Annotated in this window: 13 protein-coding genes and 1 riboswitch; of the genes, 6 read left to right on the forward strand and 7 right to left on the reverse strand. The window is 38.1% G+C overall.

Going from position 1 to position 13,245, the window contains the following annotated elements:
• Positions 1 to 111 precede the first annotated feature (111 nt).
• Positions 112 to 1,041, reverse strand: a complete 930-nt coding sequence (locus ABDZ91_RS12180) for a DUF6612 family protein (protein WP_343799339.1) — start codon at positions 1,039 to 1,041, stop codon at positions 112 to 114.
• 132 nt (positions 1,042 to 1,173) lie between these two features.
• Between ABDZ91_RS12180 and ytkD the strand changes: the two genes are divergently transcribed.
• The gene (ytkD, locus tag ABDZ91_RS12185) at positions 1,174 to 1,665 is read left to right on the forward strand and encodes an RNA deprotection pyrophosphohydrolase (RefSeq protein ID WP_343799341.1); all 492 of its coding nucleotides are present in this window, start codon (positions 1,174 to 1,176) and stop codon (positions 1,663 to 1,665) included.
• Positions 1,666 to 1,684: 19 nt separating this feature from the next.
• On the opposite strand, the gene ABDZ91_RS12190 is transcribed toward ytkD, so the two are convergent.
• Genes ABDZ91_RS12190 through ABDZ91_RS12200 form a run of 3 tightly spaced genes read right to left on the reverse strand, consistent with a single transcriptional unit; the run spans position 1,685 to position 4,269 of the window.
• A complete protein-coding gene (locus tag ABDZ91_RS12190) occupies positions 1,685 to 2,491 on the reverse strand; it encodes an ABC transporter permease (RefSeq protein WP_343799343.1) in 807 nt (268 codons plus the stop codon).
• Positions 2,475 to 3,251 (reverse strand): ABC transporter ATP-binding protein, encoded by a 777-nt coding sequence (locus ABDZ91_RS12195; protein WP_343799345.1) that lies wholly within the window; start codon positions 3,249 to 3,251, stop codon positions 2,475 to 2,477. Before ABDZ91_RS12195 ends, ABDZ91_RS12190 begins: the two co-directional genes overlap by 17 nt.
• Positions 3,252 to 3,276: 25 nt before the next feature.
• Positions 3,277 to 4,269: an ABC transporter substrate-binding protein gene (locus tag ABDZ91_RS12200; RefSeq protein ID WP_343799347.1), complete on the reverse strand. Its 993-nt coding sequence runs from the start codon at positions 4,267 to 4,269 to the stop codon at positions 3,277 to 3,279.
• Between the two features lie 148 nt (positions 4,270 to 4,417).
• Here ABDZ91_RS12200 and ABDZ91_RS12205 point away from each other — a divergent pair, with 148 nt between their 5' ends.
• Positions 4,418 to 5,218, forward strand: a complete 801-nt coding sequence (locus ABDZ91_RS12205; protein WP_343799349.1) for an alpha/beta hydrolase family protein — start codon at positions 4,418 to 4,420, stop codon at positions 5,216 to 5,218.
• A gap of 4 nt (positions 5,219 to 5,222) precedes the next feature.
• Entirely contained in the window at positions 5,223 to 5,465 is a 243-nt protein-coding gene (locus ABDZ91_RS12210; RefSeq protein ID WP_343799350.1) for a DUF2584 domain-containing protein, read from the forward strand.
• A 302-nt stretch (positions 5,466 to 5,767) separates the two neighbouring features.
• On the opposite strand, the gene pckA is transcribed toward ABDZ91_RS12210, so the two are convergent.
• Entirely contained in the window at positions 5,768 to 7,360 is a 1,593-nt protein-coding gene (gene pckA / locus ABDZ91_RS12215) for a phosphoenolpyruvate carboxykinase (ATP) (protein ID WP_343799351.1), read from the reverse strand.
• 289 nt (positions 7,361 to 7,649) lie between these two features.
• Here pckA and ABDZ91_RS12220 point away from each other — a divergent pair, with 289 nt between their 5' ends.
• The 3 genes from ABDZ91_RS12220 (at position 7,650) to asnB (ending at position 11,814) form a co-directional block, all read left to right on the forward strand.
• The gene (locus ABDZ91_RS12220) at positions 7,650 to 8,039 is read left to right on the forward strand and encodes a thiol-disulfide oxidoreductase DCC family protein (protein ID WP_343799354.1); all 390 of its coding nucleotides are present in this window, start codon (positions 7,650 to 7,652) and stop codon (positions 8,037 to 8,039) included.
• 77 nt (positions 8,040 to 8,116) lie between these two features.
• Positions 8,117 to 8,233: riboswitch (SAM riboswitch) on the forward strand.
• Between the two features lie 274 nt (positions 8,234 to 8,507).
• Positions 8,508 to 9,710, forward strand: coding sequence for a methionine adenosyltransferase (gene metK, locus ABDZ91_RS12225; protein ID WP_343799356.1), 1,203 nt, complete (start codon positions 8,508 to 8,510; stop codon positions 9,708 to 9,710).
• Between the two features lie 199 nt (positions 9,711 to 9,909).
• Entirely contained in the window at positions 9,910 to 11,814 is a 1,905-nt protein-coding gene (asnB, locus tag ABDZ91_RS12230; protein ID WP_343799358.1) for an asparagine synthase (glutamine-hydrolyzing), read from the forward strand.
• Here asnB and ABDZ91_RS12235 read toward each other — a convergent pair.
• Both ABDZ91_RS12235 and ABDZ91_RS12240 read right to left on the reverse strand, forming a co-directional pair.
• Positions 11,811 to 12,668 (reverse strand): C39 family peptidase, encoded by an 858-nt coding sequence (locus ABDZ91_RS12235; protein ID WP_343799360.1) that lies wholly within the window; start codon positions 12,666 to 12,668, stop codon positions 11,811 to 11,813. The genes asnB and ABDZ91_RS12235 overlap by 4 nt on opposite strands.
• Positions 12,669 to 12,691: 23 nt before the next feature.
• Positions 12,692 to 13,219 carry a gamma carbonic anhydrase gene (locus ABDZ91_RS12240; protein WP_343799361.1) on the reverse strand — a complete coding sequence of 176 codons (528 nt, stop codon included), beginning with the start codon at positions 13,217 to 13,219 and terminating at the stop codon, positions 12,692 to 12,694.
• Between the last annotated feature and the right edge of the window lie 26 nt (positions 13,220 to 13,245).

Below are 13,245 nucleotides of genomic sequence, written 5' to 3' on the forward strand. Positions count from 1 at the left end.
AACGATATGAATTTTTACGTCAATCATAGTTGAACCGCCGTATACCGAACGGTACGTACGGTGGTGTGAGAGGTCGGGGGTTAGTCACCCCCTCCTACTCGATTTCTTCAATTACATCCCAGTTTCAGCACTGATTTCCTGTGCAGAATCAATGATATCCTGTGGAACTGTTACAGATACATTGTTGAACTCACTGTAGGTTCCAGTCATTTTCATGTCCATAGTGAGGGTTTCTTCCCCTTCAGTGATGGCCATTTTGATATTCATGTTCAAGGCTGTTGGATAAAATGTTTCTTGGTCGATATACATTTCATACTCTAAGTTTTCAATAGCTGTATTTTCAAAGATATTACCCATGCTAGCAAATTCCTGTGGCATAGAGTTAGCAAGCATATCTTGAGCAAAGTCAGCAAACTTCTCTCCATCTGCCTTCAGTTTTAGGATGTAGTTTGTTTCATCCTTTTGAAATTGAAAATCACTTACAAACTTTTGAAGATTTGCTAATTCAGCAGCAGGGTTTGTTTGTTGAGTTGCCGCCTCACCTAGTAGTTGAGCAGACATTTCGCTTGGCATCTTTAACCAAGTGTTGTTTGAAGGCTCTAGGAAGAAAAAGCCTTCCTCTGTCACATACATTTCTGTCGCAAATGATTCAGCTGTTCCTGCCATAGAAGTAGACATTTGTTGGTACATGGCTAATGGTTCAGCTACAACTTGACCTTCAATAGTAGTTTTCATATTTAATGGGCCTTCTTGAAGGTTTGAGGACATCGCCATATCTACATCAGATGTCATTGCAAAGCTAGTTAATGTATTTGAACTCTCCATTGTCTTTTCAAAAACTTCTTCAAGTGTTAATTCCTTTTCAGTTTCTTCTTCAACATCTTCTTCGGTGCCTTCAGATCCTTCGGTTTGTTCTTGATTATTTTGTTCTTCTTGGCTAGATTCATTGCCTTCTTTACTTACATCCTCTGCTGTTTGATTACAAGCTGCGAGAACAATTGCAAATGAGAATGCTAGTAAAAACATAGCTAATTTTTTCAATACTTTCCTCTCCCTTATCTTGTTATCTTGGAGTATCCGCCTTCATTTTACGATAAAATATAAGGGAAAGTTTCATTTTTTTGGAAAACAAGACTTAAGAACTAAAGTTTTGAAAGCAATAGGAGTGAAAGAATGATTATTCTAACCGATTTAGTAGGTAATAAGGTTGAGTTAACATATGGCATGACAACTGATACAAAAGAAATTTCAAATGTCCTTTGTATATCGAAGATTAAAGACCAATGGCTTTGTACACGACACCGAGTTCGGGGGATTGAATTTCCAGGAGGGAAAGTGGAACAAGGAGAGACTCCAGAATTTGCAGCCAAAAGAGAAATCTGGGAAGAGACAGGTGGGGTTGTTCAATTTCTCCGTTTCATTGGTCAATATAAAGTTATTTCACAAAAAGATTATTTTGTGAAGGGAATTTATTTTGCAGCCGTAGAAAAATTAGAAAAAAAGGATGATTATTTAGAGACAGGCGGGCCAGTTTTATTAGAGCCATCAACCGCTTTTCAGAATTTAGACGAGTCTTTTAGCTTTATCATGAGGGATGGTGTCGTCGAGCAAGTAATGAATTATGTAAGAACACATAAACTAGATCAATTCCCCCTGAAAAAGTAGAAAGAATTGATCTAGTTTTTTAGTTATCTTTTATCAGTTTCTTTTCGATAAGCTCAACAACTTTATACATAATGGTTGCAAAAACAGCAATCACCAGTAAGGAAAGCATGACGAGCGTAAAGTTAAATACTTGGAAACCATAAATAATCATATAACCAAGGCCTTGCGAGGATACTAGAAACTCACCAACGATAACCCCAACCCATGATAAGCCTACGTTGACTTTTAGAGTCGAAATAATGGTTGGAAATGAAGCGGGTAAAACAGCCTCTTTAAACATCTGTGATCGGGTAGCTTGAAAGGTTTGTAATACTTTTAAATAATTTGGGTCCACTTCTCTGAATGAGGTATAAACGACTATGGTGGTTATAATAACAGAAATAATCGCACCCATAGCGATAATAGAAGCAAAGTTTGGTCCTATTGCAACAATTAAAATTGGACCTAAAGCTACTTTTGGCATCGCATTGAGAATGACTAGATACGGATCCGAAATCTTTGAAAAAATGGGGAACCACCATAGTATGGCTGCTAATACAGTCCCTAAGAAAGTTCCTAGGATAAATCCAAGTACTGTTTCAAATAAGGTAACCCCTATATTGGAGAGTAGTGTACCGTCCTGAATTTTATCAATAAATAAATGGAACACCTTAGAAGGTGAACTAAAGATAAGGGGGTTAACCCAATAAAGGCGACTAGCCGTTTCCCAAAGAATAAAGAAAGCTACAAAGATGAAAAACTGATAGGTGCGAACCACTCTTTTTTCTTTGATTAGACTTTGTTTATATTGGTGGTGAAGGAGTTTAATATCAGGTTTTTGACTCAAGTTTCTCCAACTCCTTCCATATTTCTTGGAATAGATTAGAGTAGTCACTATGCTGCCTTGCTAAAAATGGTGTTAGCTCCTTTAACGCTGTTGGGACTTCAAATACCTTGTGTACCTTACCGGGATGACTCGAAAGTAAATAGATTTTATCACTCATGGCAATCGCTTCACCGATATCATGTGTAACTAACACTGCTGACTTATTAAATGATTTCAAGGTTTCCCATACCAAATCTTCAAGTTTCAGTTTTGTTTGAAAATCAAGAGCTGAGAATGGCTCATCTAATAGCAACAGTTTGGGGTCCGTTAATAATGTACGAACTAAGGCAACTCTTTGTCGCATTCCGCCTGACAGTTGTTTTGGATACTGGTCCTCTACCCCATGTAGGCCCATGTCAGATAATAATTGAATGGCTCGATTAGTGGAATTGTCTTTTAATTCCCCTTGAAGCTTTAAACCAAGAAGTATATTTTCTTTAATTGTTTTCCAAGGAAAAAGATAATCCTGCTGCAGCATGTAACCAGTTTGATTCGATGCTTTATCTTTTACTGACAAGCCATCCAGCATTACTTTTCCCTCAGTAGGAGAAATAAGACCAGCGATAATGGAAAGAAGCGTTGTCTTTCCGCAACCGCTCGGTCCGAGGAGGGAGATAAATTCTCCTTCCTCAGAGGTGAAGTTGATATTTTCAAGAGCGGTTGTGGCCGTCTTTTTAGTAAAATAAGTGTGATGTACTTGTTGAACAGATAAGAAACTCATATTTGAACGGCCTCCTTTAGGATATTTACTCAATAACAGAATCTGCGATATCAGTGTTTACCAAAGTTTCATGTTCCACGTATTGTGGTAATTCACCAGCTTCATCCATAATGTCTTGGAGGTTATTCCACTCATCTATATCCAGAATAGGGTCCGTCGCAAATGAACCTTGGCTCTTGTAGCGCTCAACGCTCATTTCAATTAACTCTAACTCTGTATCTTCAAAATAAGGCTGGATGATCTCTGCGATCTCTTTTGCACTGGCAGTTTGAATCCATTGTTGGGCTTTATATAGTCCGCGAGTAAATTTCTCAACGGTTTCCGGGTTTTCATCCATATAGCTTTGTTTAGCCATAAAGGTTGTATATGGAACGTGACCGGATTCGGTTCCAAAGGATGCTACAATGTGACCAATACCTTCTTTTTCAAACACACTAGCTTGAGGTTCGAATAATTGAACGTAATCACCAGTACCAGAAGCAAAGGCACTAGAGATATTGGCAAAATCGATATTTTGAATGAGCTCCAAGTCATTATGAGGATCAATGCCGTGTTTCTTTAAAACAAACTCACCAACCATTTGCGGCATACCACCTTTACGTTGACCCAGGAAAGTAGAATCCTTTAACTGATCCCAAGAGAAATCTTCTACCGCTTCTCTAGAAACTAAAAATGTGCCATCAGTTTGTGTTAATTGGGCAAAATTAATGACAGGATCATTTGACCCTTGGGCATACACGTATATAGAAGTCTCTGACCCTACGAGACCAATATCGGCTCCATCTGAAAGTAAAGTGGTCATGACTTTGTCTCCACCAAAAACAGTGGTAAGCTCAACATCAATACCTTCATCTTTAAAGAAGCCTTTCTCAATGGCAACATACTGTGGGGCATAAAAAATAGAGCGTGTTACTTCGGCAATTCGCACCTTGTCATTTCCGGAGTTGCATGCCGTTAATCCTATAAGTAAAAAACTAGCTACAACTAAAGAAAGAATGATTCTAACTCTCTTTCTCATCTGTTATCCTCCTTAAAATTGGGCTTTTTCCATGGGTCATTCGCCCGGAAAAGAATCTAAAATATCGTATGAAAAAAGAAAAAATGTGTGAATGCCTAGAAAAAATATTAAGTGGAGTTTGAGAGTGAAAGATAAAGGAGTTTAAGCTATGTCAACCATGATTCATAAGGAACGATTCCCCTCCCCCCATCCGAACATCAATCTGTACACGGTGACCTATCAATCAAGCGGGTTACAGGTAAAAGGGTTACTAGCGGAGCCAAAGGGTATTGAGCCTTTGGACGGCTTTCTGTATCTTAGAGGGGGCATTAAAAATGTTGGAAAGGTGAGACCCGGGCGTATCATTCAATTTGCTTCTGAGGGCTTTATTGTTTTTGCTCCTTTTTATCGTGGAAATCAAGGAGGAGAAGGAAATGAGGACTTTGGTGGCGAAGACCGTAATGACGCCATTTTTGCATTTGACCTACTAGCTGAGCACCCTAGAGTCAAATCGGACGCTATTCATGTCTTCGGTTTTTCTAGAGGTGGGGTCATGGCTCTTTGGACAGCAATAGAAAGACCTGTTAGCTCTCTAGTGACATGGGGAGGGGTAAGCGATATGTCTTTAACATATGTTGAAAGAGAAGATCTGAGACGAATGATGAAAAGGGTTATAGGTGGAACGCCAGTTAAAGTTCCAGAGCGTTATCGAGAAAGAACTCCCTTATATTATTTAGAGACCATGAGTTCTCCTGTTCTCATTATTCATGGAGAGCAAGACCTGAATGTTTCGGTTGAACACGCTTATCGTCTTGAAAAAAGACTGAAAGAGTTGAAAAAGCCTGTTAAATCGTGGTATTTTCCTGAGTTAACACATTACTTTCCACCCAGCATTAACAGAAAAACTGTTTTAGAATTAACAAGCTGGATGAAAATGCAAAACCATTCAAATACATATGTAGGAGGTTGAGGAGATGGGTATGCCTTTAGAACTTCAAACGATGCTTGTGACGAAGGGGAAAGAAGAAAGAGTAGAAGAGAACACTTTCTTGCTAGAAAAAGAAGGTTATCGACTATATCCATTAGATGTCCCTATTGAGGTTAGGAAATTGAAAGAGTCAGATCCGAGTGGGACTGCTATTATTGATTCATTAAAATGGGAGAAGGAAAAGACGGTGATTACGTACCGTTTGGTTTCGTTGTATTCGATCAATTAGATGTGGAGGACCGGTGCTGTAAAGGTGCCGGTTTTTTTACATTTACACGATAGTTGATATCCTAAACAATGGCCGTTGATTTCCGTTGCAGGTGCTTGCTTTCCGCAGGCGGTCCGGGAGCCTCCTCGTCGCTTACGCTCCTGCGGGGTCTCCCTTGTCCCTTCCTCCTGCAGGAGTCAAGCACCTTCCACTCCAATCAACTGCAGTTGAACTATAATTACAAGAAACAGACCCTTCTCCAATCAAAAAGAATATTAAAAAGCCCACAAGCCACTCTCTCATGACTCATGGGCACACATTCATTAGTTTGTACGTAAAGGTCCACCTAGTTTTTCGATTTCCTCTGTAACACCATTGAACTTTGCAAAGTTTTCTTTAAACTTTTTCGCTAATTCTAGTGCTTTTTCCTCGTATGCTTCTTTATGTTCCCATGTTCTATGTGGTTGAAGTACATGATCAGGAACACCTGGAACATAAATTGGAATATTCAAACCAAAGATTGGATCTTTAACCGTTTCAGTATTCGCAATTTCACCATTTAGTGCTGCTTGCACCATTGCACGAGTATAGGACAGCTTCATACGGCTTCCAACACCATATTCTCCGCCGGTCCAACCTGTGTTAACCAAGTATACTTGAACCTGGTGTTGATCAATATTTTCTCCAAGCATCTTAGCATAGTGTTGAGCAGGTAACGGCAAGAATGGAGCACCAAAGCATGTAGAGAACGTTGCTTGTGGCGATGTAATGCCTCTCTCAGTCCCAGCAAGTTTACTTGTATATCCACTAAGGAAATGATACATAGCCTGTTCTTTTGTAAGTTTCGAAATTGGAGGAAGAACCCCGAATGCATCCGCTGTTAAAAAGACGATTGTGTTAGGATGTCCAGCAACAGAAGGAGTAGCAATATTCGTCATATTTTCAAGTGGATAAGCAGCACGAGTATTCTCAGTCAGAGTTCCATCATCATAGTCTGCTATTCTTGTATCAGGATCTACCATTACGTTTTCGAGTACAGAACCAAAACGAATGGCATCGAAAATTTGTGGTTCCTTTTCTTGGGAAAGGTTGATACATTTTGCGTAACATCCACCTTCTATATTAAACACACCATTAGCAGACCACCCATGCTCATCATCACCAATTAAGCGGCGATTTGGATCTGCAGAAAGTGTAGTTTTTCCTGTTCCAGATAAACCAAAGAACAAGGCAACATCGCCTTCTTCACCTATATTCGCAGAACAATGCATTGGGAAAACATTATTTTTTGGCAAAAGGTAATTCATAACTGAGAAAATGGATTTCTTCATTTCACCAGCGTATTCAGTTCCACCAATTAAGACGACTTTTTCCTCAAAAGAAATAATAATAAATGTTTCAGAACGTGTTCCATCTTCAGTAGGATTAGCTTTAAATCCTGGTGCTGAAATGACGGTAAACTCTGCATGATGTTGTTCTAATTCCTCAGCAGTAGGTCTAATGAATAATTGCTGAGCAAACAGATTGTGCCAAGCAAATTCGTTAATGACTTGAATAGGTAAGCGATATTTTGGGTCAGCTCCGGCAAACCCTTTGAATACGAATACCTCATTTTTATCTTTTAAGTATTGAAGAACTTTATCATATAGTTTACTAAAGTTTTCTTTAGGGAAAGGTTGATTAATTTTTCCCCAATCTACATCATTTTCTGTAACTGAGTCTTTGACAATGTATTTATCTTCAGGAGAACGACCTGTGTATAAACCAGTTTCAGCGCGAACAGCTCCAGTAGATGTGATAATTCCTTCGTTTCTTTCAATAATCTTTTCTACTAATTTAGCAGTACCTAATTGAATCTTTAGATTTCCTCCACGTTCGATTGAAGATAGGTTAGTTGTAAGAAGGCTAGAACCCATTTTATTCCCCTGTCCTTTCTCTTTATAAATTTCGGGTAATTCAATCCCAAAAACCACATGTTATGTTAATCATTCATTGTCCATATAAACTGAAATAAGATGTACTATTGTTAATTAGTATAACACATTAGATGTAATAGTCTATACTAATTTATTTTTTTGGTGACATGTTTTTCATTTTTTGGACGCTTCCTTATGTATTTGATTCAACAATACCACTTTTGAAAAGAACTTACTAATTTTATGTGTATAATGGAAGTAAGATGGAAAACTAATGAGGTGACCGTCCATGAGTATTGAAAAATTTGCTTTATACGACGCACAGTGTTTGCTTTGTCAGAAGAGTAAGTCTGCCATTCAGAAAATAGATACTCTTAATAGGTTTACATGGGTATCTTTACAGGAATATGAAAAGAGAGAGGATGCTATTCCGTTTAAACCGGTTGAGTTAAGGAGAGAGCTACACCTGGTTATACAAAAAGGAGAAAAGGTAAAAGTCCTAAAAGGATTTTTAGCGATTCGCTACATGTTTCTGTTCATGCCCTTAACTTTTTTCTTAGGAGTGCTCGCCTATTTTCCGGGTGTTACCTTAATAGGAAACCCGTTATATAAATGGGTGGCAAAAAGGCGCCATAATCTGCTAAAGCACAAATGTGATTCAGATCAATGCTCCTTATAAAAATCCTATAAAAAACTCCTTGAAAATTGTATTGACAAGGGGATTTTTGGTGGTTATGATTTTACCTTGTACGGATTCTCTTATCCTGAGTTGGTGGAGGGACAGGCCCAATGAAACCCAGCAACCTGCTACACTCGAAAAAAGGTAGACAAAGGTGCTAACCGAAGGCAAGGAATCTCCTTGAACGATAAGAGTGAAAGAATAAATTTTAGCAAACGTAAAGAAGGGTTCCCCTTTATATAAGAAGGATTTTTTTTACATGAAAAAATTTGAACCTTGGCTACATAATAAGAAGAAGTACGATTCCATTTACCACAATTAGGTTTAAAAGAAGTAATGGATTCCCTTCTAGCAACATGACTGCCGAGACTCACCTGAATCATTTGCTAATACTTATAACTTATCATAGTTTAGGAAACGAGTTCCGTGATATAAAGCGTGTTTGTACGTAAAATTAGGAGGATTAAAATGTCTACAAAAAAGCGTTTATTTACGTCTGAGTCTGTAACTGAAGGGCACCCAGACAAAATTTGTGACCAAATTTCCGATTCCATCCTAGATGCCATTCTAGAAAAGGATGCCAATGCTCGTGTTGCTTGTGAAACATCTGTTACAACTGGTCTTGTACTAGTGGCAGGGGAAATTACAACTTCTACTTATGTGGATATCCCAAAAATTGTTCGTGAAACCATTGCTAATATCGGTTATACACGAGCAAAGTACGGATTTGATTCAGAAACTTGTGCGGTATTAACATCCATTGATGAACAGTCCGCTGATATCGCAATGGGAGTTGACCAAGCTCTTGAAGCGCGTGAAGGACAAATGAGTGAGGAAGAAATCGAAGCAATCGGAGCAGGTGACCAAGGATTGATGTTTGGTTTTGCTTGTAACGAAACAAAAGAGCTTATGCCACTTCCGATTTCTTTAGCTCACAAATTGTCTCGCCGTCTAACAGAAGTACGTAAAGACGATATTTTGCCATATTTACGTCCGGATGGAAAAACACAAGTAACGGTTGAATATGATGAAAATGACAAGCCAGTTCGTATCGATACAATTGTCATTTCAACTCAACATCACCCTGAGATTTCATTAGAGCAAATTCAACGTAACTTGAAAGAACACGTAATCAATCCTGTCGTACCTAAAGAGTTAATCGATGAACAAACGAAATACTTCATCAATCCAACTGGCCGCTTTGTAATCGGTGGACCACAAGGGGATGCTGGTTTAACAGGTAGAAAAATTATCGTAGATACCTACGGTGGTTATGCAAGACATGGTGGAGGAGCTTTCTCTGGGAAAGATCCTACAAAAGTTGACCGTTCTGCTGCATATGCGGCACGTTATGTTGCTAAAAACATCGTGGCAGCTGGTTTAGCAGATAAGTGTGAAGTTCAATTGGCTTATGCAATTGGTGTAGCACAGCCAGTATCCATTTCCATTGACACATTCGGAACGGGTACAGTTAATGAGGATGTACTTGTTGATTTAGTACGCGAAAACTTTGACCTTCGTCCAGCAGGAATCATCCGTATGCTAGACCTACGTCGTCCAATTTATAAGCAAACAGCTGCATATGGTCACTTCGGAAGAAATGACTTAGATTTACCTTGGGAAAGAACAGATAAAGCAGAAGCTCTTAAAGAACAAGCTGCTAAAGCATAATAGGGGATAAGGGGTTGCATCAATTGGGTGTAACTCCTTTTTCTTTACCTCGTCAAATACTATAGAGAGAAATAATTAGGAAATAATCCCTTTCCCATTTTGCAAGGAAAAATGGTAGTATGTTAAGGGAAACTGATTTTTTATCAGTATCATAAACTTCAGAAATTCGGATTGATTACAATAAAGTAGGTGGCTACATATGTGTGGATTTATTGGATGTGTTCATGAACACACTCAAACAAACAACCATAGAGATGAACAACTTAAACAAATGAACGACCTCATTTTTCATCGTGGACCAGATGATGAAGGATTCTTTTCAAATGAACATGTCCAGCTTGGATTTAGACGATTAAGTATTATTGACATAGAAGCAGGACACCAGCCATTATCTTATGAAAATGAAAGATACTGGATTATCTTTAATGGTGAAATCTATAACTATTTAGAACTAAGAGAGAAATGTATAGAAGAAGGACTATCGTTTAGTACACATTCTGATACAGAGGTCATTATAGCTCTTTATAGTAAATATAAAGAAAAAGCTGTTGAAAAATTACGTGGGATGTTTGCTTTTGTTATTTGGGATAAAGAAGAGAAAAGCCTATTTGGAGCTCGTGATCCATTTGGGATTAAACCATTCTTTTATAAGCAAGATAACGATAAGCTTTACTTTGGATCTGAGAAGAAGAGTATATTATTAGCTACAAATGATAATAAAAATATCTCTCACGAAGCTTTTCAACAATATTTAACTTACCAATACGTTCCAGAGCCATATTCATTAACAGATGGGATTTATAAGCTTGAACCAGGTCATTATTTTACAAAAGCACTCGGTAAACCGATGAATATAAAGCAGTATTGGAAGGCTTCCTTTGCTCCTATTCATAAGGATGAAGCTGAATGGGTGAAGGAAATTAGAGATGTTCTATTTGATTCGGTTGAGAAACATATGCGAAGCGATGTACCTGTTGGCTCATTCTTATCCGGGGGAATTGACTCTACGATTATTGCATCGATTGCAAAAGAGTTCCACCCAAGCATAAAAACATTCTCAGTTGGTTTTGATCACAATGGTTTTAGTGAAATTGATGTAGCGAAAGAAAGTGCAGAAAAATTAGGATTAGAAAATATAAGCTACGTGATTTCTCCTGAAGAATACATGGAGGAATTACCTAAAATTATGTGGCATTTAGATGACCCATTAGCAGACCCAGCTTGTGTGCCTTTATACTTTGTAGCAAGAGAAGCTAGAAAGCATGTAACCGTTGTTTTATCTGGTGAAGGAGCTGATGAGTTGTTCGGTGGCTATAACATCTATCGTGAGCCACAGTCTCTTCAAATCTTTGATAAAATACCACAGGCACTAAAGAGTATTTTATTACAGCTTTCTAGAATTCTTCCTGAAGGTGTTAAAGGTAAGAGCTTTATAGAACGAGGCTGTACACCTTTAGAAGAAAGATTTATTGGGAATGCCAAAATGTTTACAGAAAAAGAAAAGCAGCACCTAATGGCTCAGTATAACGATAAACTACATTATACAGATATAACAAAGCAATTATATAAAGAGTCCATGGGATATGGACCAGTTGAGCAAATGCAATATATTGATATTCATACGTGGATGAGAGGGGATATCTTATTAAAAGCAGATAAGATGACGATGGCTCATTCCTTAGAGCTGAGAGTACCGTTCTTAGATAAAGAAGTATTTAAGGTTGCTTCAAACATCCCAAGTGCTGTTAAAACATCCAATGGTACAACTAAATATATTTTACGTAAAGCGGCAGAAACCATTATTCCAGCTCATGTTCTAAATCGTAAAAAGTTAGGGTTCCCTGTGCCAATTCGTCACTGGCTGAAAAATGAAATGCATGATTGGGCTGTTCAAATTATTCATGAAAGTCATACAGAACAATTCATTAAAAAAGACTATGTGCTTAACCTGTTAGAAGAGCATTGCCAAGGAAAAGCGGACCATAGCCGTAAGATTTGGACTGTGTTAGTATTCATGATTTGGTATAAGGTTTACGTTGAAAAAGAATATGATTTCGAAAAAACAGGGCAGCCAGAAAGAGAGTTCGTAACAGCAACCCATTAATGTAGGGTGATGGTTACAGCCTGACTACCCATTTGCGTCCACGATTGAATAAATTCATCGATGGGCGCTTTTTTATTTTGCATTCCTGTTAAGGGATCATTAAAATATACAAATTGATTATCATACCCAGTTAGTAACACAGAATGCTCTTTATATGTGATATCAATCGTTCCTTTGGGCGTTATCCAAGTTTCAAAAGCAGAGTCTGGAAGCTTTTGATACGTTGTGTTTATGATGACCCAAACGGGCATCCCTTGGGATAAATACATTTTTACGTTAGAAAAATCACTTCCCGTAATATCCGCTACTTGTCCAGGGGCATAGGTTTCTGCCAGTTCTACTATTGGTTTATGATAAACACCTAATCCAGGATTTTGAAAGCTATACATATCCCCAACAAAGCCTTCATTAGGGTGGCCAAAAAACACTTGGCCATTCTTAACACGATAAGGTGTGGTATCTTTTATAATTTCTTCTGCCAATATAAGCTTGTCTGCATCATAACCATGAAATTGGAGAAGCATGGCTAGACTTGTAACCTCACAACCTCTTACAAGTTCAGGATACTGTGAAATAATAGGAGCTTGAAGTAAAACCTGCTCCTGAATCTTAACCATTTTATAAACCTCTGGGTCTTGTTCAGTCGTATTTATATGGTTGATATTTAGAGAAGGAGATCCATCGTAAAAAGCAAGCGCCCATTTTTCTTCCGAACGAGTCACAATCATCCAGGAAGCAATGGCAATGACCATTGAAAAGAGAACAGCAAAGATCTTTGTTTTCATTGGAAATGTATGAAAGCAACTATAAATGATTACGCTTATGAAAAGGAGTATGATTACGAACCATTCCATCTATATCACCTAACATGAATTGTTTACTTTTTATATCGGCAATCTTGTTGGGATTTATAATATTGTCCTTTTTCATAATACTCTCGTTGGATTCGTTTCATGTCTTGAATGTCTTCATCTGTCAATTCACGAATAACTTTAGCTGGACGACCAAATGCTAATACACCGGGAGGAATAACTTTTCCAGGAGGCACTAAGCTTCCGGCTCCAATGAAAGCACCTTCGCCGATTTCAGCTCCATCTAAGATAATGGAGCCCATACCAATTAGTGCGTGCTTACGGATGATAGAGCTATGTAAGATAACTTGATGTCCTACTGTTACTTCATCTTCAATAATCATTGGTTTGTTTGGACTTTGGTGCACAACACAATTGTCTTGAATGTTAACGCGTTTGCCAATAATAGTAGGAGATACATCGCCTCGAATAACGGTGTTAAACCAAATGCTTGAATCTTCATCAATTGATACATCACCGGTAATTGTTACATAATCTGCAATAAAGACATTTTCTGCAATCTTGGGTGTATGTTTTCCGTATGGATAAATCACTTCAATAACCATCCTTTTTCTTTACT

The sequence above is a fragment of the Bacillus carboniphilus genome (assembly GCF_039522365.1).
In the GTDB taxonomy this organism is placed as follows: Bacteria; Bacillota; Bacilli; order Bacillales; family JC228; genus Bacillus_BF; species Bacillus_BF carboniphilus.

Coding starts and splice junctions, on each gene's coding strand:
- ytkD (WP_343799341.1), top strand. CDS start 1,174: ATGATTATTCTAACCGATTTAGTAGGTAATAAGGTTGAGTTAACATAT.
- ABDZ91_RS12195 (WP_343799345.1), bottom strand. CDS start 3,251: ATGAGTTTCTTATCTGTTCAACAAGTACATCACACTTATTTTACTAAA.
- ABDZ91_RS12200 (WP_343799347.1), bottom strand. CDS start 4,269: ATGAGAAAGAGAGTTAGAATCATTCTTTCTTTAGTTGTAGCTAGTTTT.
- ABDZ91_RS12205 (WP_343799349.1), top strand. CDS start 4,418: ATGTCAACCATGATTCATAAGGAACGATTCCCCTCCCCCCATCCGAAC.
- ABDZ91_RS12210 (WP_343799350.1), top strand. CDS start 5,223: ATGGGTATGCCTTTAGAACTTCAAACGATGCTTGTGACGAAGGGGAAA.
- pckA (WP_343799351.1), bottom strand. CDS start 7,360: ATGGGTTCTAGCCTTCTTACAACTAACCTATCTTCAATCGAACGTGGA.
- ABDZ91_RS12220 (WP_343799354.1), top strand. CDS start 7,650: ATGAGTATTGAAAAATTTGCTTTATACGACGCACAGTGTTTGCTTTGT.
- metK (WP_343799356.1), top strand. CDS start 8,508: ATGTCTACAAAAAAGCGTTTATTTACGTCTGAGTCTGTAACTGAAGGG.
- asnB (WP_343799358.1), top strand. CDS start 9,910: ATGTGTGGATTTATTGGATGTGTTCATGAACACACTCAAACAAACAAC.
- ABDZ91_RS12235 (WP_343799360.1), bottom strand. CDS start 12,668: ATGGAATGGTTCGTAATCATACTCCTTTTCATAAGCGTAATCATTTAT.